The sequence below is a fragment of the Nocardia veterana NBRC 100344 genome, from assembly GCF_000308855.1.
GTDB lineage: Bacteria > Actinomycetota > Actinomycetes > Mycobacteriales > Mycobacteriaceae > Nocardia > Nocardia veterana.
In genome coordinates this window covers 1-21,285 of record NZ_BAGM01000111.1, presented here as the reverse complement: position 1 = coordinate 21,285, position 21,285 = coordinate 1, and the positions used below count along the sequence as shown (strand labels likewise).

23 protein-coding genes are annotated in these 21,285 nt (G+C 67.6%); 14 read left to right on the top strand and 9 right to left on the bottom strand.

Annotation, left to right across the window (positions count from 1 at the left end):
* The first annotated feature begins 172 nt into the window (after nucleotides 1–172).
* Nucleotides 173–775 carry an LGFP repeat-containing protein gene (locus ON37_RS21060; RefSeq protein ID WP_245553289.1) on the top strand — a complete coding sequence of 201 codons (603 nt, stop codon included), beginning with the start codon at nucleotides 173–175 and terminating at the stop codon, nucleotides 773–775.
* Nucleotides 776–909: 134 nt separating this feature from the next.
* Nucleotides 910–1,755 carry an acyl-ACP desaturase gene (locus ON37_RS21055; RefSeq protein ID WP_051031855.1) on the top strand — a complete coding sequence of 282 codons (846 nt, stop codon included), beginning with the start codon at nucleotides 910–912 and terminating at the stop codon, nucleotides 1,753–1,755.
* Nucleotides 1,756–1,845: 90 nt separating this feature from the next.
* On the opposite strand, the gene ON37_RS21050 is transcribed toward ON37_RS21055, so the two are convergent.
* Nucleotides 1,846–2,289: a limonene-1,2-epoxide hydrolase family protein gene (locus tag ON37_RS21050; protein ID WP_040721678.1), complete on the bottom strand. Its 444-nt coding sequence runs from the start codon at nucleotides 2,287–2,289 to the stop codon at nucleotides 1,846–1,848.
* Between the two features lie 323 nt (nucleotides 2,290–2,612).
* Between ON37_RS21050 and ON37_RS21045 the strand changes: the two genes are divergently transcribed.
* From ON37_RS21045 to ON37_RS34750, 7 genes are all read left to right on the top strand, one after another.
* Nucleotides 2,613–3,401 carry a DUF8020 domain-containing protein gene (locus tag ON37_RS21045; protein WP_245553288.1) on the top strand — a complete coding sequence of 263 codons (789 nt, stop codon included), beginning with the start codon at nucleotides 2,613–2,615 and terminating at the stop codon, nucleotides 3,399–3,401.
* Nucleotides 3,402–3,612: 211 nt separating this feature from the next.
* Nucleotides 3,613–4,971: an MFS transporter gene (locus ON37_RS21040; protein ID WP_051031854.1), complete on the top strand. Its 1,359-nt coding sequence runs from the start codon at nucleotides 3,613–3,615 to the stop codon at nucleotides 4,969–4,971.
* The gene (locus ON37_RS21035) at nucleotides 4,971–6,191 is read left to right on the top strand and encodes a CaiB/BaiF CoA transferase family protein (RefSeq protein ID WP_040721658.1); all 1,221 of its coding nucleotides are present in this window, start codon (nucleotides 4,971–4,973) and stop codon (nucleotides 6,189–6,191) included. The genes ON37_RS21040 and ON37_RS21035 overlap by 1 nt, the downstream gene beginning before the upstream one ends.
* Nucleotides 6,188–7,399 (top strand): acyl-CoA dehydrogenase family protein, encoded by a 1,212-nt coding sequence (locus ON37_RS21030; protein ID WP_040721657.1) that lies wholly within the window; start codon nucleotides 6,188–6,190, stop codon nucleotides 7,397–7,399. The genes ON37_RS21035 and ON37_RS21030 overlap by 4 nt, the downstream gene beginning before the upstream one ends.
* 15 nt (nucleotides 7,400–7,414) lie before the next feature.
* Nucleotides 7,415–8,434, top strand: coding sequence for a LysR family transcriptional regulator (locus ON37_RS21025; RefSeq protein ID WP_040721656.1), 1,020 nt, complete (start codon nucleotides 7,415–7,417; stop codon nucleotides 8,432–8,434).
* Nucleotides 8,431–8,760 (top strand): YidH family protein, encoded by a 330-nt coding sequence (locus ON37_RS21020; protein WP_040721655.1) that lies wholly within the window; start codon nucleotides 8,431–8,433, stop codon nucleotides 8,758–8,760. The genes ON37_RS21025 and ON37_RS21020 overlap by 4 nt, the downstream gene beginning before the upstream one ends.
* Nucleotides 8,757–9,089, top strand: a complete 333-nt coding sequence (locus tag ON37_RS34750) for a DUF202 domain-containing protein (protein ID WP_174362133.1) — start codon at nucleotides 8,757–8,759, stop codon at nucleotides 9,087–9,089. The genes ON37_RS21020 and ON37_RS34750 overlap by 4 nt, the downstream gene beginning before the upstream one ends.
* A gap of 13 nt (nucleotides 9,090–9,102) precedes the next feature.
* Here ON37_RS34750 and ON37_RS21015 read toward each other — a convergent pair whose 3' ends face one another.
* Nucleotides 9,103–9,834: a TetR/AcrR family transcriptional regulator gene (locus tag ON37_RS21015; protein WP_040721654.1), complete on the bottom strand. Its 732-nt coding sequence runs from the start codon at nucleotides 9,832–9,834 to the stop codon at nucleotides 9,103–9,105.
* Nucleotides 9,835–9,929: 95 nt separating this feature from the next.
* Between ON37_RS21015 and ON37_RS21010 the strand changes: the two genes are divergently transcribed.
* Nucleotides 9,930–11,120 carry an FAD-dependent monooxygenase gene (locus tag ON37_RS21010; protein ID WP_040721653.1) on the top strand — a complete coding sequence of 397 codons (1,191 nt, stop codon included), beginning with the start codon at nucleotides 9,930–9,932 and terminating at the stop codon, nucleotides 11,118–11,120.
* Nucleotides 11,121–11,190: 70 nt separating this feature from the next.
* On the opposite strand, the gene ON37_RS21005 is transcribed toward ON37_RS21010, so the two are convergent.
* Both ON37_RS21005 and ON37_RS21000 read right to left on the bottom strand, forming a co-directional pair.
* Nucleotides 11,191–12,594 (bottom strand): class II fumarate hydratase, encoded by a 1,404-nt coding sequence (locus ON37_RS21005; protein WP_040721652.1) that lies wholly within the window; start codon nucleotides 12,592–12,594, stop codon nucleotides 11,191–11,193.
* A gap of 116 nt (nucleotides 12,595–12,710) precedes the next feature.
* Nucleotides 12,711–13,331, bottom strand: a complete 621-nt coding sequence (locus ON37_RS21000) for a helix-turn-helix domain-containing protein (protein WP_210741990.1) — start codon at nucleotides 13,329–13,331, stop codon at nucleotides 12,711–12,713.
* Between the two features lie 104 nt (nucleotides 13,332–13,435).
* Between ON37_RS21000 and ON37_RS20995 the strand changes: the two genes are divergently transcribed.
* Together ON37_RS20995 and ON37_RS20990 are read left to right on the top strand one after the other, a co-directional pair.
* Nucleotides 13,436–14,644: an MFS transporter gene (locus ON37_RS20995; protein ID WP_040721650.1), complete on the top strand. Its 1,209-nt coding sequence runs from the start codon at nucleotides 13,436–13,438 to the stop codon at nucleotides 14,642–14,644.
* Entirely contained in the window at nucleotides 14,641–15,129 is a 489-nt protein-coding gene (locus ON37_RS20990) for a DUF2938 family protein (RefSeq protein ID WP_040721649.1), read from the top strand. The genes ON37_RS20995 and ON37_RS20990 overlap by 4 nt, the downstream gene beginning before the upstream one ends.
* Before the next feature lie 167 nt (nucleotides 15,130–15,296).
* On the opposite strand, the gene glpX is transcribed toward ON37_RS20990, so the two are convergent.
* Nucleotides 15,297–16,343, bottom strand: a complete 1,047-nt coding sequence (gene glpX / locus ON37_RS20985; RefSeq protein WP_040721677.1) for a class II fructose-bisphosphatase — start codon at nucleotides 16,341–16,343, stop codon at nucleotides 15,297–15,299.
* 183 nt (nucleotides 16,344–16,526) lie between these two features.
* Here glpX and ON37_RS20980 point away from each other — a divergent pair, with 183 nt between their 5' ends.
* On the top strand, nucleotides 16,527–17,090 hold the full coding sequence (locus ON37_RS20980; protein ID WP_174362132.1) for a DUF4245 domain-containing protein: 564 nt from the start codon (nucleotides 16,527–16,529) through the stop codon (nucleotides 17,088–17,090).
* A 6-nt stretch (nucleotides 17,091–17,096) separates the two neighbouring features.
* On the opposite strand, the gene ON37_RS20975 is transcribed toward ON37_RS20980, so the two are convergent.
* From ON37_RS20975 to ON37_RS20960, 4 genes are read right to left on the bottom strand one after another with little or no spacing between them, the layout of a single operon-like run.
* Entirely contained in the window at nucleotides 17,097–17,441 is a 345-nt protein-coding gene (locus ON37_RS20975) for a VOC family protein (RefSeq protein WP_040721647.1), read from the bottom strand.
* Nucleotides 17,438–17,668, bottom strand: coding sequence for an exodeoxyribonuclease VII small subunit (locus ON37_RS20970; protein ID WP_040721646.1), 231 nt, complete (start codon nucleotides 17,666–17,668; stop codon nucleotides 17,438–17,440). Before ON37_RS20970 ends, ON37_RS20975 begins: the two co-directional genes overlap by 4 nt.
* Complete coding sequence (gene xseA, locus ON37_RS20965) at nucleotides 17,665–19,029, bottom strand: exodeoxyribonuclease VII large subunit (protein ID WP_083893167.1); 1,365 nt, start codon at nucleotides 19,027–19,029, stop codon at nucleotides 17,665–17,667. The genes ON37_RS20970 and xseA overlap by 4 nt, the downstream gene beginning before the upstream one ends.
* Complete coding sequence (locus ON37_RS20960; RefSeq protein ID WP_040721645.1) at nucleotides 19,026–19,721, bottom strand: lipid droplet-associated protein; 696 nt, start codon at nucleotides 19,719–19,721, stop codon at nucleotides 19,026–19,028. Before ON37_RS20960 ends, xseA begins: the two co-directional genes overlap by 4 nt.
* Before the next feature lie 138 nt (nucleotides 19,722–19,859).
* On the opposite strand from ON37_RS20960, the gene ON37_RS20955 reads away from it, so the two are divergent.
* On the top strand, nucleotides 19,860–20,867 hold the full coding sequence (locus ON37_RS20955; protein ID WP_040721644.1) for a 4-hydroxy-3-methylbut-2-enyl diphosphate reductase: 1,008 nt from the start codon (nucleotides 19,860–19,862) through the stop codon (nucleotides 20,865–20,867).
* The last annotated feature ends 418 nt before the right edge of the window (nucleotides 20,868–21,285 follow it).

Sequence of the window (21,285 nt, the reverse complement as noted above, 5' to 3'; positions counted from 1 at the left end):
AAACATTCGGAATATGGTTCATCCCACACGGTGGCGGGTATATTTCCGCAAGAACCCTGTTCGGAGCGGTTGTCGGTGTTTCACAATCGATTCGCCGAACCGTAGCCCGAGCGCTGGCCTGACGGTCGGTGGCGTCGCAGCCGCGGCGCCACCGGCTCTCACCTTCGAGAGGATGGACATGCACCACTTCGCTCGACGCTCCGCCGCTGTCGTGATGGCTTTCGCCGGAACGGCACTGCTGTTCACTGCCGCCTGTAGCAACGACAACAACAGCTCGGGGACGAGCACGCATGCCGGGATGACCGAAACCACCGGCGCGATGGCTTCGGGCACCGAGACGTCGGCCCCGATGGCCTCGGGCACCAACACCTCCGGGGAGACGCCGTCCGGCAGTGCCGCGGCATCGGAGACCAAGATCGCCACTCAGAACGGCCAGGAGATCACCGTTTCCGGCCACATCCTCACCAAGTACACCGAGATGGGCGGGGTGCAGAGCCCGCTCGGTGAGCCCACCGGCGCCTCGGTCAACGGCCCGAACGGCGGCTCGTGCCAGGAGTTCACCGGCGGCGCGATCTGCTGGAGCGAGCAGACCGACGCGCACGTGGTGTGGGGCGACATCCGCCAGGCATGGGAGGGCAACGGCGGAGTGAACGGCAAGCTCGGCTACCCGACCAGCGACGAGAAGGACAACCCGACCGGTAAGGAGAGCGACTTCACCGGCGGCACGATCACCTGGAACTCGTCGGACCGTCAGACCACGGTGACAACCAAGTAGCCCATGGGTGTACCTCCGCGGCCGCGGGACCGGATCACGGTCTCGCGGCCGCGCCGCTGTGTATCGCACGGTGTGGGACGCAAATTTCCCCGCTCCGGGCGAACAGTCGGTAGGTTGTCCGGGTGCAAACTCTGATGACCGACCGTGAGCTGCTGGAATCGCTTGCCGGCGCGGTGGAAGACAATCTCCGGCGTCATATCGACCGGGCCGACGGCTGGCAGCCGCATGAGTACGTGCCCTTCAGCGACGGACGCAACTTCGGCTTCCTCGGTGGCGTCGACTGGGATCCGGAGCAGGTCGCCCTCGGAGAGGTTGCCGCGGTGGCGCTCACGGTGAGCGTGCTGATCGCCGACAATTTGCCGTCGTATCACCGGGAGCTCGGTAAGTACCTGCGGACCGGGCCGTGGTGGCGCTGGGTCGGCCGCTGGACGGCCGAGGAGAACCGGCACGAGATCCTCATCCGCAACTACCTGATGGTGACCCGCGCGGTCGATCCGGTGGAGCTGGAACGAGCCCGGATGGCGCATATGACCACCGGCTTCCGCCGCCCGCCCATGCATCTGCTGGACGTGCTGGCACTGTGCGCGTTCGAGGAGGCCGCCTCGGCGGTGCGGCATCGCAATATCGCGGCGCTGCAGGAGAATCCGATGGTCACCGCGATCGCCGAGCGAATCGCGCTCGACGACGAACTACAGTCCGAGTTCTTCGCGAATCTGGTCGACGCGGCGCTGGAGCTGACCCCCGATCAGACGATGCGGGCGATCGCGGACCGGATCGCGGAGTTCCGCGTCCCCGAACTGACCCTGCCCGATGGCCGCAACAGCACCGATGTGCTGGCCGAGGCCGGGATCTACGAGCCCGCGCGGGCCGGCGAGCTGGTTTTCACACCGCTACTGCAGCGCTGGAACATCTTCTCGCGCAATGATTTCGGGGCCGAAGGGGAAGCGGCGCGGGCCGAAGTCGCGCAGCTGCGCCCCTGATTATTTTCCGAGCGGTCGTGGTCGCGGCTGCGCACCACGGCCGCACCGATGCGACACCGGGGTTGCCCCGGTGTTCGCCGCGGCACCCGGTCAGCGGCGGCGGACCAGATTCCACAGTCCCGCCGCGGTGCCGCGCAGGACGTTCTCCCAGCTGAAGTGGTCGTGCCACAGGGTGATCCGGCCGTCGACCAGTTCGAAGGTGCCGCACACCCAGAACTCGATCTCCAGCGGGCCCATGCGCAGGTAGTCGGTGCGTTCGGTGAGCACGGTCTCGCCCTCGACCGCGGGGGCGGCACCGGTCTCCGCGGCGATGTGGTGCATGTCGGCACGGAAGCCGAAGGCGTCGCGACCGAGTCCGCGCAGGACCGCGCCCACGCGGTGGATCCCGCGAATATCCGGCAGCGAGGTGTTCTTCCACACGATGTCGGCATCCAGCAGGTCCAGTGCCTCGTTCACCGCGCCCATCTCCATCGCGGCGAAGAATTCGCGCACCGTGGTCACGGCGTTCTGCTGTAGCTCCGGTAGTTCGGCCATAGTCAGACTGTAGGCCCGCGGACGCGCCGACGGGGGATGATCGCGGTCGTTTCGCGCCCGGGTCGGCTCGGTCCGGCCGGATGCCACACCCGTCCTCGCGCTGATTTCGCCGGTTCGAATTTCGGTCCTCGATTCGTCCGGGCTGTCGAATCTTTCGCCATTCGATATTGCTTCGTCATTCGATCCGGCTATGTAAGCGAATGTGCGAAGGCTGCTCGGAACGTGGCCCGCAAAGGCCTCTCACCTGCACTGTTCGGCAGTAACGAACACCCTGACCGGATTTTGTTCATTGATCAGCTCGGACGCTTGGTGTGATCTGAACCATGGCAGCGCATCCGGCGGCCGCAGCATCTGCACTACCGATGCCGGCCTGCGAGAGACCGATACGGCAATTGCGCGCCGAAAGGAAATCACACATGAAATTGTCCAGCGTTGTATCCTCAGCTGCCCTTGTCGCGGGCACGGTACTCGTGTCGGGTCCGGCGGTCGCCGACCCCGGCGTCGGGGTCTCCGATGTCTCTTCGGTGCATTACACCGCCTATCGCCGCGGCGACTCCGCGGTTATCTCCCTCGACAGTGGGAGCATGTCGGCCGAGCATGGCCGGTTTCGAATCATGGGAGCGAACGGTGAGCTCCTTGCCGGTATCCCACTCGAGGTCGATGTCGACGACATCGCCTTCCCTGTCGAGGCCCGTATCGACGGAAGGACGGCCACACTGACGCCGGTGCTCGACCCCGCGCGGGCCCATTACAAACCCGCCGCGTTGCCTTTCGAGGACCAAGCACCGTGGAAAACGCCCTACGACCGAGAAGCCGCCGCTTGGAGCCGGCTGACGACCACCATCACGATGGGAGCCAGTTTCGGGGCGATGGCGGGCGCGCTGGCGGCCGGTGTGCTCGGCTGCCTGCTCGGCGGAGTGACCGGCGGGATCGTTACCGGGCCGCTGGCCACCCTGTTCGGCGCCGGGCCGCTCGCCGGATGCTTGATCGGTGCGGCTGCCCTCGCCCCCTTGGGCGTCCTCGCCGGCTCCATATTCGTCGGCGCCCCCATCGCCGCCGCGGCCGTCATTCAGTATTTCACCACCATAAACGCGCCGTTTCCGAAGAAATGACGACGACAGGCGGGCTTCGCCTCCGCGTCGGTGGCCGAGGGTCCGGTGGATCGCGAGCCGTTACCGATGTGAACCGATAGGTAGAACCGAATTGTCCGACCGTGTTTCGGCTATTGATCACGACCACGTCCTGGTGTGATCTGAAGCAGGTTCGGATTTGGCAGCCAGTGCGCCACCCAGCATCCGGATGGCAGCACTGAGGAGAAAAGATATGACGACTTCCGCTCAACTGGCCGATGTCAATTCGAGAGCGGACAAGAAACCACAGATCCCCGCCAAAGCCTGGATTCTCGTGCTGTTCCTGTTCCTCTTCTTCACCCTGAATTTCGCGGACAAGGCCCTGATCGGGCTGGCCGCCACCCACATCCGTCACGATCTGCACCTCTCGGCAAGCCAGTACGGGCTGCTCAGCAGCGCCTTCTTCTGGCTGTTCGCCCTGGGGGCCGTGGCATTGGCGATCGTCCTCCGCAAGATCACCTACGTCTGGGGCGGGGTGTTGCTGATGTCGGCGTGGGTGTTCACCATGTTGCCGCTGACCGTGCCCACGACCTTCGGCGTGTTGCTGGTCTCGCGGATGCTACTGGGCTTTTTCGAGGGCCCCGCGCACGCGTTTTGTCAGTCCGTTGTCGCCGACAGATTCCCGCCGGAACGGCGGGCCTTCGCCGGGGCGCTGGTCAATTCGGGGTCCTCGATCGGTCCCTTGGTGGCCGCACCCACTCTGACATGGGTGATCCTCACGTGGTCGTGGCACACCGCCTTCTTCGTTCTGGTTGTCGTCGGTGGGCTCTGGATCTTGGCCTGGGTCCGGTTCACGGACCGAATGCCCTTCCGGAACTCGGCCCATCCCGGCACCCGGACGACCGTGGGCTCCGGCGATCTCGATCCGAATGGTCATATCGTCGTGCCGTTCTATCGGCTACTGATGTTGCGCAGTTTCTGGGGACTCGTCCTCATGTCATTTGCCGGTTACATGATTTCCTCGCTGAAGGTTTCCTGGCTGCCCGCTTATCTGCACGACGGCCTCGGGTACTCCGAGCGCGTCGTGGGCGCGCTGTCCTCGATCCCTTATGCGGCGGCTGTGGTCGTGCTGTTGTCCGCGGGATTGCTGTCCGGTCGGCTCCTGCGCATCGGTTACAGCGCCAGACTCGCACGCGGTGCCCTGACCGGCCTCTACCTACTCGGCGGCGGGGTGGCGATGATCGCGTTCACCCAGACCGGTGCAGGAATTATGCAACTGATTCTGGTGACCGTGGCCTTCTCGGTGAACAGCGTCGCCTTCTCGGTGGCCTTCGCGGGCGCAGCCGATTTCCTGCCCGCCCGGCAGCGAGTGGCGTTCTTCGGCTGCATCATCGCCGCGTACAGCGTGGCCGGAATTGTCGCACCGTACGGTCTCGGACTCCTCGTCGACCCTGCGCCGGACCCGGCCCAGGGATACGCCACGGGATTTCTGACCGTCGGTATCGCCGTCTGCGTACTGGGCGTACTCGGAGCGTTGATGTTGAACCCCGAAAAGGCGCGCGCCGATCTCGAACGACTCAGTGCCGCAGTCGCAGTTCGGAAGGAGAATTGATGTCCACACGCGGACCTCTGCACGGAATACGGGTGCTGGACTTCGGCCAGTACATCGCCGGCCCGAGCGCGGGGCAAACGCTGGCGGATCTGGGTGCCGACGTTGTGAAGGTGGAGAGTCTCCGGGGTGACCAGGCACGCGGCGTGGGCACATTCGGTCGAGCGATGGTGCAGGCCTACAACCGCGACAAGCGAAGTCTCGCAATCGACTTGGCTCGGCCGGAGGGCAAGGGTGTTCTACACGCACTGCTCGAACGGGCCGACGTCCTGATTCAGAACTTCCGCGCCGACTCCGCCGAACGAATGGGGCTCGGCGCCGAGAGCCTACGGGCGCAATACCCCCGTCTGATCTATGCCGGCATCACCGGATTCGGCACCAGAGGCCCTTCTCGGCGCCGGCCGGGCCTCGACATCGCGGCGCAAGCCGAGTTCGGGTTGATGCACACGACCGGGCCCGCGGACGGTAGCCCGCAGCGAGTCGGTTTCGCGGTTGCCGATGTTTCGGCCGCCAACGCGCTGGCCATGGGAATCTTGGCCGCACTGTACGAGCGGCACAGTACCGGGCGCGGTGCGCAGGTGGAGACCTCGCTGATGGAAGCCGTATTGTCGATGCAGGCCGCGACCTGGGGCGAATACCAGCTCACCGGAATTCCGCTGCGCCGCAAAGGCAATGGGCAGGCGAATGCGGCACCGGCCGCGGACCTTCTCGAAGTTGCCGATGGCGCCGTGGTCCTGTCGGCGTATACCGATGACAAATGGGCAGCACTGTGCACCCTCATAGACCGGCCGGACATGATCGAGGACCCGCGCTTCGCCGACAACCCGGCCCGGGTGCGCAATCGCGGGGAGTTGCTTGCGGCGCTCAACGACGCCTTCGCCGGAATGACTCGCGAGCAGGCGACGAAACTTCTGCAGTCGGCGGGCATCGTGTGCGGCGCCGTCCGTGCTTTCGACGAGGTCGCCGTGGACCCCGATGTATCGGCGGCCGGGGTGCTGGTATCGGTCGCCGGGCGAGACGGGGGCGAAATAACCTTCCCCGGTTGCCCTTTCACGATCGACGGCCGCCGGCGGACCGTTTCGCGCCCCGCCCCCGCCGTGGGTGAGGACAGTGCTCGGATTTTGCGCGAGGTCGGCTATTCCGACGAAGACATCACCGTACTGGTCGAGGCCGGGGTGATCTCCGCTCTCGACCATCGACCAATGGAAAGGCGCTACGCATGATCGATCCCGCTGTCGAGGGCCTCGGTTTCGAAGAGTACCTGCAACGGATAGCCGAATTCACCGATACCGAACTCATCCCCTCGGAACCGGAAATGGTTGCCGACGGTGCTGTGCCGCAGCACATTGTGGAGCGGATGGCGCGGCTGGGGTTGTTCGCAGTTTCGATTCCGCGTCGCTACGGCGGCCTGGAATGGTCGATGAGTCAGCAGGTGCGGCTGACGTTCGAATTCACCCGCGCCTCCTGCGTTTACCGTTCACGCTTCTCGACCGTGATCGGGCTGTGCTCGCAGGCGATTCTCGACCACGGCACCGAGGATCAACGGCGACGTCTGTTACCGGCGATGGCCGCCGGTGAGCTCGTCACCGCCTTCGCGCTGACCGAGGCGGAAGCCGGGTCCGACGCCGCGCATCTCGCTACCACTGCCACGCGCCAGGGTGAGAACTATGTGATCGAGGGCGAGAAACGCTACATCACGAACGCGGCTTGGGCCGACGCGTTTCTCGTCTTCGCTCGAACCGACCCGAACGAGCCGGGAGCCGAAGGTATTTCCGCATTCATCGTCGACGCGCAATCGCCAGGCATAAGCACAGCGCTACCGGAGATGATGAACGGGCACGCCGAGGCCCCGGTGGGCGAGATCTTCTTCCGGAACACACGAGTACCCGCAGGCAATCTGCTCGGTGGCATCGAGGGCCGTGGCCTCACGCAAGCGCTGCGCGGTATCAACCACGCCCGCCTCCATGTCGCGGCGACATGTGTCGGTCAAGCTACCCGGATGCTCGAGGAGACCACCGCCTATCTCGACCGGCGCCATCAGTTCGGTGGCCCGTTGTCGGAATTGGGTGCGGTGCAAGCCGAGCTCGGGCGGAGTTTCGCCGAATTGGAGGCCGGGCGGTCGATGACGCTCGACTGTGCGCAGGCTTTCGATGCCGGCGATATTCCCCGCCACCGGATCGCGGCGGCCAAGTTGTATTGCTCGGAGATGGCGAGCCGAGTCGCGGACCGCTGTGTCCAATTGCTCGGTGGTGCCGGTATCGTCGGGCCGCATCCCGTGCCACGGATGTGGCGTGACGTGCGGGCACTGCGGATTTATGAGGGATCCTCGCCGGTCCATGAACGAAATCTTGCGAAGGCGATGATCAAACAGGTCGGGATGGACGGCACGCTGCCCGACAGCTTCCGGGTCACCCGACGGAAGTCTGCTTAGCAGGCAGGAGCGAGTATGGAATTTCGGCAGCTCGAGTACTTTCTCGCAGTGGTGGAGCAGCAGGGAGTCAATCGGGCGGCACAGCACCTGCACATCGCACAGGCGTCTTTGTCGCAGAGTATCCGCCAGCTCGAGCGTGAACTGGGCGTGCCGTTGTTCCATCGCACCGGACGCAATCTCGTTCTCAGTCCCGCCGGGCAGCTGCTGGTCGAACCGGCGCGGACCGTTCTCGCCGACGTGCTCGCGGCGCGTGACATCATGCGCGCGGCACGAGATCTCCAGGTGGGTGCGATCACCGTAGGGACGATGCCCGAGATGTCGAGCGAAGCGGTCGCGGCGTGGAGTTGGTCGTTCACGCGCATGCATCCGGGCATCCGATTGGACCTACTCGAATTCACCGACGCCGCGCAATTGTGCGAAGAAGTGGCGAGCGGCAATTGCGAATTGGGCTTCACCACCTTTCCCGTGCCACTGGCGGGCCTGAAGGCAGTCGAGCTCGCCGAACAACGGCTACTCCTCGTGCTTCCGCCGGGCACCGACATCGATCCGAGCGAGTCGTTCTCCCTCACCCGACTCGACGATGTCGCCCTCATCGCCAGCAGCTCGGCACAGCGGGAGAACAACATCGTGACGACCACACTGCGCCGAGAGACCGCGGTTCCGCGGATCGTGGCCCAGGTTCCGAACCGTCACGCGCAGCTGACCTTGGTGCTGGACGGGATCGGCGGCGCTTTTCTGCCGTTGCGTATGGCCACCGGCGCGGCGCGTTCGGGGGCGGTGGTGGTGGAAACACGGCCCGAACTGCGCACCCCCTTCGGAATCATCCACCGCCCCGAAGCTCTGGGGCCGGCCGCGCAGAGCTTCGTCATCGAGACCAAAGCGACGCTCGACCGGTGGAACAGCCGCATTGCAGCACTACGCAAGGAAGGCGCGTCGCTGCTGGAGGCGGCGATGCAGGCAGACGACGAACTCCACGACCACCGTCGGCGGACCGCACCAGCGACGATCTTCGGCGAAGACGGAGTGAGAATGTGACCGATCGGGAACCCGACTATCGCTTCACCCTCGCCAACGAGCGGACCCTGCTGGCGTGGGTGCGGACGGCATTGGCCTTGCTCGCAGGCGGCGTCGCCGTCGGGCAGTTGTTGGCTCCCGAGTTTTCCGAGTCGGCCCGGCGCGCGCTGGCTCTGACCTGTATCACGCTGGCCGCGGTGATCGCCGTCGGTGCGTTGCTGCGGTGGCGCTGTGTCCAGCGTGCCATGCGACACGACGCGCCGCTGCCGAGAACCCCGTTGACGTCGATACTTGTCGGCGGAGTCGTAGCGGCGGCGCTGATCTGCGCGGTGGCAGGTGTGGGATGACGTGCGCGAACGCACCCCGCGACCCCGGTCTCCAACCGGAACGCACAATCCTGGCTTGGCGGCGCACCGGTCTGACCGCCGTCGGCGTCGCCTTCGCCGTGTTGAAACTGCACGGCGAACACGGCGAGTTTCCGGCCGCATCGATTGCGGCCCTGGTCGGTGTCGTTGCCACGACGATGGCGGGGCTACGGCTGCGCCGCAACCGGTACGCCAGGGACCCAGGTCACCCCTCGCCGATGCCTACCGCGGTGGTCGCATGCTTATGCCTCGGGATTTCGTTGGCCGCGCTCTTTTCAGGAGTGAGTATCGTGTTCGACCGGCCTCGATAGCCGGCGGAACGAGTCAGGCCTGTCGCCGCGCGATCAGTGCGGCGACCCCGTCGAGGATGCGTTCGATGCCGTAGCTCAAGGCGGCGTTGCGGTCGTCGTCGGCGGTGTCGGCGAAGGCGGCGGCGACCTCGGGGAAACGGTCGGCGTGGGTGGTCAGGACCTCGCCGACCTGGCGAGCCATCTCGCTTTCGGCCTGTTCCGGCCCGGCGCCGGTGGTCTGCTGCACCAGGCTGCGGACGTGGCCGTTCAGCAGCACCACGGTGTCGAGGCGTTCGGCGCCGCGCAGTCCGGTACCGGCCAGCGGCGCGAGCGCGGCCTCCGTCCAGCCCAATTCGTTCGGGCCCATCGGGCGCGCGCCGGGGGTGAGCTCGATGGTCCAGGGGTGCGCGCGATAGCGCTCGTACAGGGCGTGGGCCCACTGCCGCAGCGGCTCGCGCCACGGTTCGGCATCCGGACCGCCGGCGGCGCCGTCCTCGGTGGCCGTCGGGTCCGGCGGGCTGCCCATGCCGTAATCGAGCATCAACGCGGTGAGCTCGGTCTTTCCGGGCACGTAGCGGTACAGAGCCATCTTCGCGCACCCCAGCCGCTCGGCCAGCCGCTGCATCGAGACGGCGGCCAGACCATCGGAATCCGCCAGTGCGATCGCCTCGCCGACGATGCGTTCGAGGGACAGAGACGGTTTCGGGCCGCGACGTGGGCGCGCAGTGGCGCCCCACAGCAGTTCCAGAGCGGTCGGTGCGGTCATGACGACATCCTCTCCGAATTCCGGCTTGACGAGAAACTGCGTCCATCATACGCTAATTAGCGTCCATCAGACGCAGTTAAGAAACGAGGGTCGCCATGCGCACCACATCCGTCCTCATCTCCGGTGCCAGCATCGCCGGACCGGCACTGGCCTACTGGCTGCAGCGCTACGGGTTCGCCGTCACGGTGGTCGAGCGCGCGCCGGAATTGCGGCCCGGTGGCCAGGCCGTGGACTTCAAGGGGGCGACCCACCGCACTGTGCTCGAACGGATGGGGATCTGGGACGAGATCCATCGGCGGCAGACGGGCAAGACCGATATGGTCCTCGAGGACGCCGAGGGCCGCGAATCGGCCGTCATCTCAGGGGAATTCACCGGCGGCGATGTCGAGATCCTGCGCGGCGATCTGGCGGAAATCCTCTACGAGCGCACTGCCGAGGGGTGTGAGTACCTGTTCGGCAATTCGATCACCGCGCTGCGGGAAACCGATGCGGGCGTGCAGGTCGAATTCGAGCGCGCACCCGCGCGCACCTTCGATCTGGTGGTCGGATGCGACGGCATCCACTCCCGGGTGCGGGCGCTCACCCTCGGACCCGAGAGCGAGTTCGTGAAGCATCTGGGCTACTACTACTGCACGGCCGGTGCGGCGGGATGGGGCCACGATCCGAACGGCCCGCGTCGCCGCAACCGGTCGGTGGCCTACAACGAGCCCGGCCGCCTGGCGGTGCGGGGCGGCAACAAGGCCGCCCACATGTACATGTTTGCCGCCGACGTGCTGGAGTACGACCGCCGGGACGAGGCGGCGCAGCGTCGTCTACTGGCCGAGGCCTTCGCCGGAGCCGTGGGGCCCGTGCCGGCGATGATGGCCGAGCTGGCCGATCTCGATTCGTTCTACCTGGATTCGCTCGGTCAGGTACGGATGAAGGGCGGCTACACCAAGGGCCGGATCGCACTGGTCGGCGATTCGGCCTACGGAAATACGCTGGGCGGCTTCGGCACCGGGCTCGCGGTCGTCGGTGCCTATGTGCTCGCGGGCGAACTGGCCCTGGCCGACGGTGACCACACCGTCGCCTTCGCTCGTTACGACGAGGCCATGAAGCGCTACGCCAAGATCGCCGGCAAGTCCAATGCCGGTCGCTTCCTCGCCCCGCGGACCGCGCGCGGCATCCGGATGCGGAACTGGTTCGTCGGCTCGCGCCTGTTCGATCTGATGCTGAAATACAGCGACAACGCCGCCAACGACATCGACTTGCGCGACTATCCCGCCCTGGTCGCGGCCGAGCGGTGAGTTCGCGCCGGCCTCGGAATCCGATGCGGAGCCCGGAACCCAGGGCCCCGCACGGTGATCCGGCCGCTGCTCAGTCCTGCTCGTCGACCTTCGCCATCGACAGCACATCGAGCCGGCGATCGAGTTCTTCCTCCGACAGGGTGTCCCCGATCAAGCCGCGATCCACGACCGTTTCCCGAATCGTCTTGTTCTCGCGCAGAGCCTGTTTCGCGACGGCGGCGGCCTCCTCGTAACCGATGGCGGAATTCAGCGGCGTCACGATCGAGGGTGACGACTCCGCCAGCCGGCGCAGCCGCTCGACATCGGCGGTGAGCCCGGCCACGCACTTGTCGGCGAACAGTCGAGAGACGTTGGCCAGCAGGCGAATCGATTCCAGCACGTTGCGGGCCATCATCGGGATGTAGACGTTCAGTTCGAAAGCGCCGTTGCCGCCGCCCCACGCCACCGCCGCGTCGTTACCGATCACCTGGGCGGCGACCTGAGTGACCGCTTCGGGGAGAACGGGATTCACCTTGCCGGGCATGATCGAGGAACCCGGCTGCAGATCCGGAAGCTGGATTTCGGCCAGTCCGGTCAGCGGGCCGGAACCCATCCAGCGGATATCGTTCGCGATCTTGGTGAGGCTGATGGCGATGGTACGCAGCGAACCGGAGATCTCCACCAGGCCGTCGCGGGCGGCCTGGGCCTCGAAGTGGTTGCGGGCCTCCGACAATTCGTCGAGTCCCGTCGTCCTGCGCAGTTCGGCAACGACCTTCGCGCCGAAGCCGGTGGGCGCGTTGAGTCCGGTGCCGACCGCGGTACCGCCGATCGGCAGCTCACCCAGCCGGGGCAGGGCGGCGACGAGTCGTTCCATCCCGGCCTCCACCTGCCGGGTGTAGCCGCTGAACTCCTGTCCCAGCGTCACCGGCACCGCATCCATCAGGTGGGTGCGGCCGGACTTCACCACCGTGCGCCATTCGGTGGCCTTGTCCAGCAGCCGCAGCCGCAGGTGGTCGAGGGCGGGCATCAGCTCCTTCACCACCGCTTCGGTGGCCGCCACATGGGTCGCGGTGGGGAAGGTGTCGTTGGACGACTGCGACATGTTGACGTCGTCGTTCGGATGGACCGTCACGCCGCGGGCGGCGGCCAGGCTCGCGATCACCTCGTTGGCGTTCATATTCGAGCTGGTGCCCGAGCCGGTCTGGAAGACATCGATCGGGAACTGGTCGTCGTGGCGGCCCTCGGCGATCTCGTTCGCGGCCGCGATGATCGCCTCGGCCTTCACCCCGTCGAGCAGGCCCAGATCGCGGTTCACCGTCGCGCAGGCGGACTTGAGCAGGCCGAGCGCGCGGATCTGGGCACGTTCGAGGCCGCGCCCGCTGATCGGGAAGTTCTCCACCGCTCGCTGCGTCTGGGCCCGCCACAGCGCGTTCACCGGAACGCGGACCTCGCCCATGGTGTCGTGTTCGATGCGGTACTGCGTCTCGTCGGTCATACCTCGAGGTTACGGCGGGAGCGGGACCGGTTGAGCTGCCACGCCTGAGGCCTTTCGCACAGGGGACAGGGGAATAGCAGTCCCCGTCCCCGGATGATCGGCAGCGGCGATATCGGCTACGGCTGCCCTGCCACGGACACGGGATTCTTCGGCCGCGCGCGCACGTGGATTCGCTCGCCTTGTCCACCGAACAGGCTGAGCACCTCGACACTGCCGTGCCCGGTGGAACCGAACCAGTGCGGGTGCCGGGTATCGAACTCGGCGACCTCACCGGGGCCGAGAACCAGGTCGTAGTCGCCCAGGATGAGCCGTAGCCGGCCGCTGAGCACGAACAGCCATTCGTAGCCGGCGTGGGTGCGCGGATTCGGCTCGGATTCGTTCGCCGGGATCGTCAGCTTGTACGCCTTGGGTTCGCCCTGATTTCGCGACAGCGCGACGATCGTGCGCCCACCGCTGTGCCGGGGTTGCTGCGGCATTCGCGGGTCGACGATGCGTGGGGCGGCGACGATGTCGTCCAGCGGTACCGCCAACGCGGCCGCGATCGGCAGCAGCAATTCCAGACTCGGTTTGCGTCCGCCGGATTCGAGGCGGGACAGCGTGCTCTTGGAAATGCCGGTCCGGCGGGCCAATTCCGACAGGGAGACGTCCTGTGCCTCCCGGATTCGGCGCAGTCGCATGCCGATCTGTCCGAGCGTCGCGTCGATGGCGGGGTGGTTGGTCACCGCGCCAGTACACATCAGCGTTCCTGTTTCGGCAACGATTCGTTGCCGCTCGGTCGGGCGTCGAGCAGTGTTCGGGTCATGAATTCGATGCCTGAGAGCAACGCAAGAGGTGAGATTCGTTGAGTGTCCGCACAGCGGCCCCACCGGCCGGCGCCGATACGCGCCGGCTGCCGGGTGGCGTATACCTGTTGGCCTTCGGTCTTTTCGCGATGGGCAGCGCCGAGTTCCTGCTCGCCGGGCTGCTACCGGCGATCGCCACGGATATCGGTGTCGGTCTCGCCACCGTCGGCGGTCTGATCACCGCCTTCGCCATCGGCGTGGTGATCGGCGGACCGCCGTTCGCGATCGTGAGCCTGCGCTGGCCGCGCCGCACCGCGCTGGTGTGCACCCAGGTCGCCTTCGCCGGGTGCATCGCCGCCGGTCTGATCGGTGGCAGCTACACCGCGCTGCTGATCACCCGATTCCTGGCGGGCCTCGCCTACGCCGGATTCTTCGCCGTCGCGGCGGTGACGGCCGTCGGCCTGGTGCCGGCGGAGCGCTCGGCCCGCGCGTCAGGGGTGGTGATCAGTGGGCTCGGCCTGGCGATGATTCTCGGCGGTCCGGCAGGCACGGCGATCGGCTACCGCCTCGGATGGCAGGCCGGTTTCTGGTTGATCGTCGTTCTCACCCTCGGCGCCGCAGCCGCGGTCGCCGCGGTGCTGCCTCCCACCCGTGCCGCGGAAATGCCCAGCGTTGCACGGGAATTGGCGACGCTGCGACAACCCCGGTTGTGGCTCGTATACCTGGTGACGCTACTGAGCACCGCGGCTTACATGGTGGTCTTCAACTACCTCAGTGAGCTGCTGACCACCGTCACGGGCGTCGCGTCCGGGTGGGTGGCGCCGGTGCTCATGCTGTTCGGTGTCGGCGCGTATATCGGCCTGGCGATCGGCGGCCGGATTTCCGATCGCCGACCGCACCGCGCACTGCTTACCGGTGCCCTGGGGATCGGCGTGTGCTCGGCCCTGATCGCGATCTTCGCCGCGCACCCGCCCGTCGTGGTCTCGCTCGTCGTGCTGCTCGGAGTCTTCGGATTCCTGCTCAACCCCGCCATCTACGGCCGCGTGTTCGACATCGCCGCTGCCGCACCGACTCTCGCCGGTGCGACGACGGTATCGGCCTTCCAACTGGGCATCAGCCTGGTTCCGTTCGTCGCGGGCGCGGCATTGCACGCCGGTGCGTCCGTGACCGCTATCGGATGGATCGGCGCCGGCCTGGCGCTGGTGACCGTCGTGTGTGTATCCATCGAGTACAAGTCCGCCGTGCGGCGGCAAGGGAGTCATTCATGAAAAGGGCAATTCGGATCATCGTCACGGGAGTAACGGCCACGGCGTTCATGGATGCCGCAGCCTTCGCCCTGCACAAGGCGTTCGGGGTGGTGTCCCTCGATTATCGGCTCGTCGGGCGCTGGCTCGGGCATATGCCGCGCGGGCGGTTCGCCCACGGTTCGATAGTCGCGGCACCACCGATTCCCGGGGAGCGGCAGCTCGGCTATGCGGCGCACTATGCGATCGGGGTCGGATTCGCCGGGGTACTCGACACCGTGGCCGGTGGCCGGCCCGGACCGGGTACCGCGATGGCGGTCGGGTTGGGCAGCGTGGCCGCGCCCTGGCTGGTTATGCAGCCCGCGTTCGGAATGGGCGTTGCCGCATCGAAGACGGCGAATCCCGTCCGCGCGCGGGTCGGTAGTCTTCGGGCGCACGCCATCCACGGCGCGGGTCTCTGGGTGGGCGGAAAGCTCGCTGCCGCGATAACCGGCGGTATGCGGGGATGAACGCGGAGCAGTTCTGCTCCCACGACGGCCGACGGCAGGGGCCGCAATCCGTCGTGAACTCATAGCCGTCCGGGACGGGCGCACGGTGCCCCGATCGGCGAATACCGAAACGGCCGTGGTCCCTTCGCTTTCGACGAAGCGACCACGGCCGGCTCGGATGAATCCGCTCAGGGCAGCGGCGGGATCGCGTCCTCGTCGCCGACGAAGTCGACCGATGCGTACTCGTGCAGCTTGGTCAGCCGGTGGTAGGCGTCGATCATGCGCACGGTGCCGGACTTCGACCGCATCACGATGGATTGGGTCGAGGCGCCGCCGCTGTAGTAGCGGACGCCGCGCAGCAGGTCGCCGTCGGTGACGCCGGTGGCGGAGAAGAAGACGTTGTCGCCGGAGACCAGATCCTCGGTGTTGAGGATGCGGTCGAGGTCGTGGCCGGCGTCGAGCGCCTTCTGCTTCTCCTCGTCGTCCTTGGGCGCCAGTTTGCCCTGCAGCGCGCCGCCCATACAGCGCAGCGCGGCAGCGGCGATGATGCCCTCGGGAGTGCCGCCGATGCCGACCAGCATGTCGGTGCCGGAGTCGGGACGGGCGCAGGCGATCGCGCCTGCGACGTCACCGTCCGAGATCAGCCGGATGCGCGCACCCGCGTCACGGACCTCCTGGATGTGGCGGGCGTGCCGCGGGCGGTCCAGCACGCACACGGTCAGGTCGGATACCGCCGAATTCTTGGCCTTGGCCACGCGGCGCAGATTCTCGGCGATGGGTGCGGACAGGTCGATCACGTCGGCGGCTTCGGGGCCGACCGCGATCTTCTCCATGTAGAACACCGCCGAGGGGTCGAACATCGCGCCGCGTTCGGCGACCGCGAGCACCGAGATGGCGCCGGGCGAGCCCTTGGACATCAGCGTGGTGCCGTCGATCGGATCGACCGCGAAATCGACCTCCGGGCCGGTGCCGTCGCCCACGGCCTCGCCGTTGTACAGCATCGGTGCTTCGTCCTTCTCGCCCTCGCCGATCACGACGATGCCGCGCATGGAGACGGTCGCCACCAGCTGTCGCATGGCGTCCACCGCGGCACCGTCGCCGCCCTCCTTGTCGCCCCGGCCGACCCAGCGGCCCGCGGCCATCGCACCGGCCTCGGTCACCCGGACCAACTCCAGTGCGAGGTTGCGGTCCGGAGCCTCGCGGCGGCGACTGGTTGCGGGTGTGGGTGCCGTCATGACGGTGCCTCCTCGAGTTGTGTATTGCTGCGTGAATTGTCGCAGAACGGTCGGATCCGTCATTCAGGTACTGCTGTTCCAGATCGGCGCGCGATCCGTCCGGGCCGGTCGGGCGGCTGTGACGTCGGCCTCGTGCCCCGGGGGCCCGCGGAGCGCGAGCCGCGCTGCGTGGATACTTGGGGCGTGTCGCAGAAACCACGCATCATGAACGACTATCGGGATCTGATCTGGTCGTTGATCCCGCTGGTGTTGATCTGCGTGGTGCTGGCCGCGGTCGCCAGCCAGTGCAGCTTCGCCGCGCACGGCCCGACGCCCGGACAGGTCCCGAACTTCGATGTGCAGTCGGCGTTGCACGACGACGCCGAGACCCTGTCCTTCCCGATTCGCGACCCCGAGGTGCCCGCCGACTGGAAGCCGAACTCCGGAAGCCGGGACACCGTCACCGGCCCGAGCGGCGGTGCGGTCAGCACGGTCGGATACATCACCTCGAAGGGTACGTATCTGCAGCTGAGCCAGTCCAACGCCGGCGAAAGCGCGCTGGCCGACCACATCGTGAGCACGCGCAGCCCGTCCGGTTCGCGCATGGTGGGCGGGCAGAAGTGGACCGTCTATCACGTCGCCGGCAGTGAGCCGGGCTGGATCGCCGACTTCGGGACGAGCCGGGTGCTGATCAAGGGCGCCGCCGACGAGGCGTCCTATCTCGCGCTGGCCCAGGCGGTCGGGGCCGCGACACCGCTGCGGCCCTGAATCGGATCAGCGGTGGCTCACCACGTTGACCACCGTCCCGTCCGGATCGCGCACGAAGAAGCGCCGCACCCCCCACGGTTCGTCGCGCAGCGGATAGACCACCTCCGCACCCGCGGCGACCATCCTGTCGTGGGCGGCGTCGACATCGGCCACCTCGATACTGATATCCGGTTGCGGCGCCTCGGTATTCGCGTCGAGGAGCATGATCTGCGCGGTCGGATTGTCGGGCGAGGCCAACGTCACGGCCCAGCCCAGATCCATCACTTCCGCTAGGCCGAGGGCCCGGTAGAAGGCACGGGCGCGCTCCATATCGGCGACGTGCAGATCCGGGACGATCCGGCGGACGGTCATTCCGAATCCCCGTCCTCGCGACGCGACAGCGCTTCCTCGACCCGGCGACGGGCCCCGGCCAGATGGGCCTCACAGCGATTGGCCAGGGCCTCGCCGCGTTCCCACAGGGCCAGCGAATCGTCGAGGTCCATGCCGCCCTGTTCCAGCATCTTGACGACATTGACCAGCTCGTCGCGGGCGCGTTCGTAGCCGAAGGTCGCGATTTCGGCGACTTCGCTCTCGGTCATGACAACTCCTCGTGCTCGGGTCCGGGTGGCGCGGAGGTGGGTGGTGTGCCGGCGAGCGGGTTCGTCAGCGCCTGGCTGCCGAGCGCGGCGGCCGTGACCGCACCATCGGCGACGCGGATCCGCAGCTGCGTGCCGGGCGGCGATTCGGCGACCGTGCGCACAACGTGGCGTTCGGTCCCGGCGACCCGTTGGACGACCGCGTAGCCGCGGGCCAGGGTGGCGGCCGGGCCGACGGCGGTGAGTTTTTCCCGCAGATGCCGCGTCGTGGTGGCTTCCGCGGTGAGAGTGTGCTCGACCGCCCGGCGGGCCGCGCTGCGCAGGCGTTCGACTTCGTCGTGGCGCTGGTCGAGCAGTCGCAGCGGGTCGGCGAGCACCGGCCGCGAGCGCAACTGCTGCAAGGCGCGCGCCTCGCGGTCGACCCAACCGCGCAGGGCCGCGGCGGAACGCGCGCGCAGTTCGCGTACCCCCGCCAATTCGGCGGCGGCATCGGGCACCAGGCGTTTGGCGGCATCGGTCGGCGTGGCCGCGCGCAGGTCGGCGACATAGTCCGACAGCGGGTTGTCCGGCTCGTGGCCGATCGCGCTCACGATCGGTGTGGTGGCGGAAACGATGGCGCGGCAGAGGGTTTCATCGGAGAACGGCAGCAGATCCTCGACGCTGCCGCCGCCGCGGGCCAGCACGATCACCTCGACCTCGGGATGATCGTTCAGCTCGGCCAGCGCGTCCAGTATCTGCGGGACGGCGGTCGGGCCCTGGACGGCGGTGTTGCGGATCTCGAAACGCACTGCGGGCCAGCGTTGCCGGGCGACGGTCACCACATCGTGTTCGGCGGCGCTCGCGCGGCCGGTGATCAGGCCGATCACCTTGGGCAGGAACGGGATCGGGCGCTTGAGCCGTGGATCGAACAGCCCCTCGGCGGCCAGCAGGGCCTTCAACCGCTCGATGCGGGCCAGCAGCTCGCCGATGCCCACGGGTCGAATCTCGGTGACCCGCAAGGAAATAGTGCCGCGCCCGGTGAAATAGGAAAGCTTGCCGTACACCACCACCCGGCTGCCCTCCTGCAGCGGTACCGCCGCGGCGCGCAACAGCTGCGGATCGCAGGTGATCGACAGCGACATGTCGGCAGCGGTGTCGCGCAGCACGAGGAACGCGGTGCGGGTGCCCGGCCGCGCGTTGATCTGGGTGATCTGACCTTCCACCCACACGCTGCCGAGCCGGTCGATCCACTGCGCGACCTTCATCGCGATGCTGCGGACCGGCCAGGGCTGTTCGGCGGAGTTGGCGGGGCGGGCAGCAGAACGCGCCGGTTCCCCGGAAGCTCGGCCCCCGGTCGCCGGCGCGTCGGCGTGTGATTCGGTCACTTGGCCTGCACGGTGGCGATCCGGTTCGTCAACATGGTCACGAACGGCGCCCGGTCGAAGGTCTGCTGCTCGTACTCCAGCAGTGCGGTCAGATCCTCGACGCTGAGCATGCGCAGCCGCGCGCGCAGCTGGGCCAGCGTCATATTCGCGTAGTCGTAGCGGGCGGCGACCTCGGGCTCGACCACACCGCCGCGCTCGGCCGGCCCTTCGGCAGCGGACGCTGTTTCGGACTTCCCCGCCCCGCTGTGGTTCGCCTCGGTCGCGGCATCGCCGGTGTGAGATCCCGCATAGCCGTTGGTCGCGGTCGAGGTGATCGATGCCACCGACGCCGCGGTCTCCGCCGCCGGATCCGGGTCGGCATACCTGTCGAAGCGGCTCAGACGCGCCGCGAAATCGTCGTCCCCGCGGCCGGCCCGACCGGAACTGCCGAACGGTTGCTCATCGTCGAGGTCCTCGTCGAAGGTCGCCCACTCCGGCTGCTCCACCGGGCGGTTGGCGAGCCGGTCGAAGACCGCGTCGCCCTTGAGCGCGAGGCTGGTCACGAACTGCTGCACATGCATCGAGGTCTGCAGCAGCTGACTGATCGCGGTGATCGGCAGATGCAGTGCCACCGTGGGTAACCGGCGAGTTTCCTCGAGTGCGTAGACGGCGGCCCCAGCGGCGACCCGGGCCAGGTAGGGAGGTCGAAACATGCCCCTAGCCTGCCCGAAACGGCCGGTGATGCAAAGAACAGAGTTCACATGCTCCATTGTCGCGCCTCCCGGGCCGGGTCGCGGGCCCGCCGCGCAGGCGACACTGGCCGATCCGGGCCGCGCACGTAAGCTGTGGTCATGTCCTCGGCTATCCCACTGAATGTCGGAATCGCCCGCTCGGCCGATGCGGCCGGTGCCGGCGCGGGCAAGCGGGTGCTGCTCGCCGAACCCCGCGGCTACTGCGCGGGTGTGGACCGCGCGGTGGAAACCGTGGAACGCACCCTCGACAAGCACGGCGCGCCGATCTACGTGCGCAAGGAGATCGTGCACAACCGGCACGTGGTGGAGACGCTGCGGGAGCGCGGCGTGGTCTTCGTCGACGAGACCGAAGAGGTTCCGGAGGGCGCTGTCGTGGTGTTCTCCGCGCACGGCGTCTCGCCGGCCGTGCACGAGGCCGCCGCGGCGCGCAATCTGCACACCATCGACGCCACCTGTCCGCTGGTGACCAAGGTGCATCAGGAGGCCAAGCGCTTCGCTCGCGACGATTACGACATCCTGCTCATCGGCCACGAGGGGCACGAGGAGGTCGAGGGCACCGCCGGTGAGGCGCCCGACCACGTGCAACTGGTCGACGGCCCGGACGCCGTCGACGGGGTGCGGGTGCGGGACGAGAACAAGGTGATCTGGCTGTCCCAGACCACCCTGTCGGTGGACGAGACGATGGAGACGGTGCAGCGGCTGCGGCAGCGCTTCCCGAAGCTGCAGGATCCGCCGAGCGACGACATCTGCTATGCCACCCAGAACCGCCAGGTGGCGGTCAAGGCGATGGCCCCGGAATGCGATCTGGTCATCGTGGTCGGGTCGCGCAACTCGTCGAATTCCAAACGGCTGGTCGAGGTCGCGTTGAACGCCGGTGCCGGCGCCGCCTACCTGGTCGACTTCGCCCGTGAGGTGGATCCGGCCTGGTTCGACGGGGTGACGACGGTCGGCGTCACCTCCGGCGCGTCGGTGCCCGAAATCCTGGTCCGAGGGGTCCTGGACCTGCTCGCCGAACACGGCTACGGCGAGGTTCAGCCAGTCACCACCGCCAACGAGACCCTGGTCTTCGCCCTCCCGCGCGAATTGCGCAGCACCGCCCGCCGCTGAGCGGGCCGGCCGCCGGTGGTGCACCCGGCGCCGTCCACCGGCAGGCGACCGCCGACTTCTCGGTAACGACCCGTACCCGGCGGTGACGAAAGCCCCACGCCGCGAAGCCCTTCCGGCGCCGCCGTCATCGCGCTGCCGATGGTGCGGGTTGCGGCCGTGACCACCCGCCGCCGTCCGACGATCCACGGCGCCCGCCGCGCCACCGTCCAGGTAACGCCGTGTCCGCACGAAACGATGTGTGGGCGTGGGGAATTCGGGGACGGACGAGGAATTCCGCTCAGCGGTCCCGGTAGCGCACGTTCGGGCGGGGATGCGGGGGCACATCGCTCGGCGGCTGGGGCCGGCCACGACGGGGTTGCGGTTCGGCGACCCGCGCGCGTTCGGCGGTGCGGGTGCGGTCGCTCGTCCGCGGGTAGGC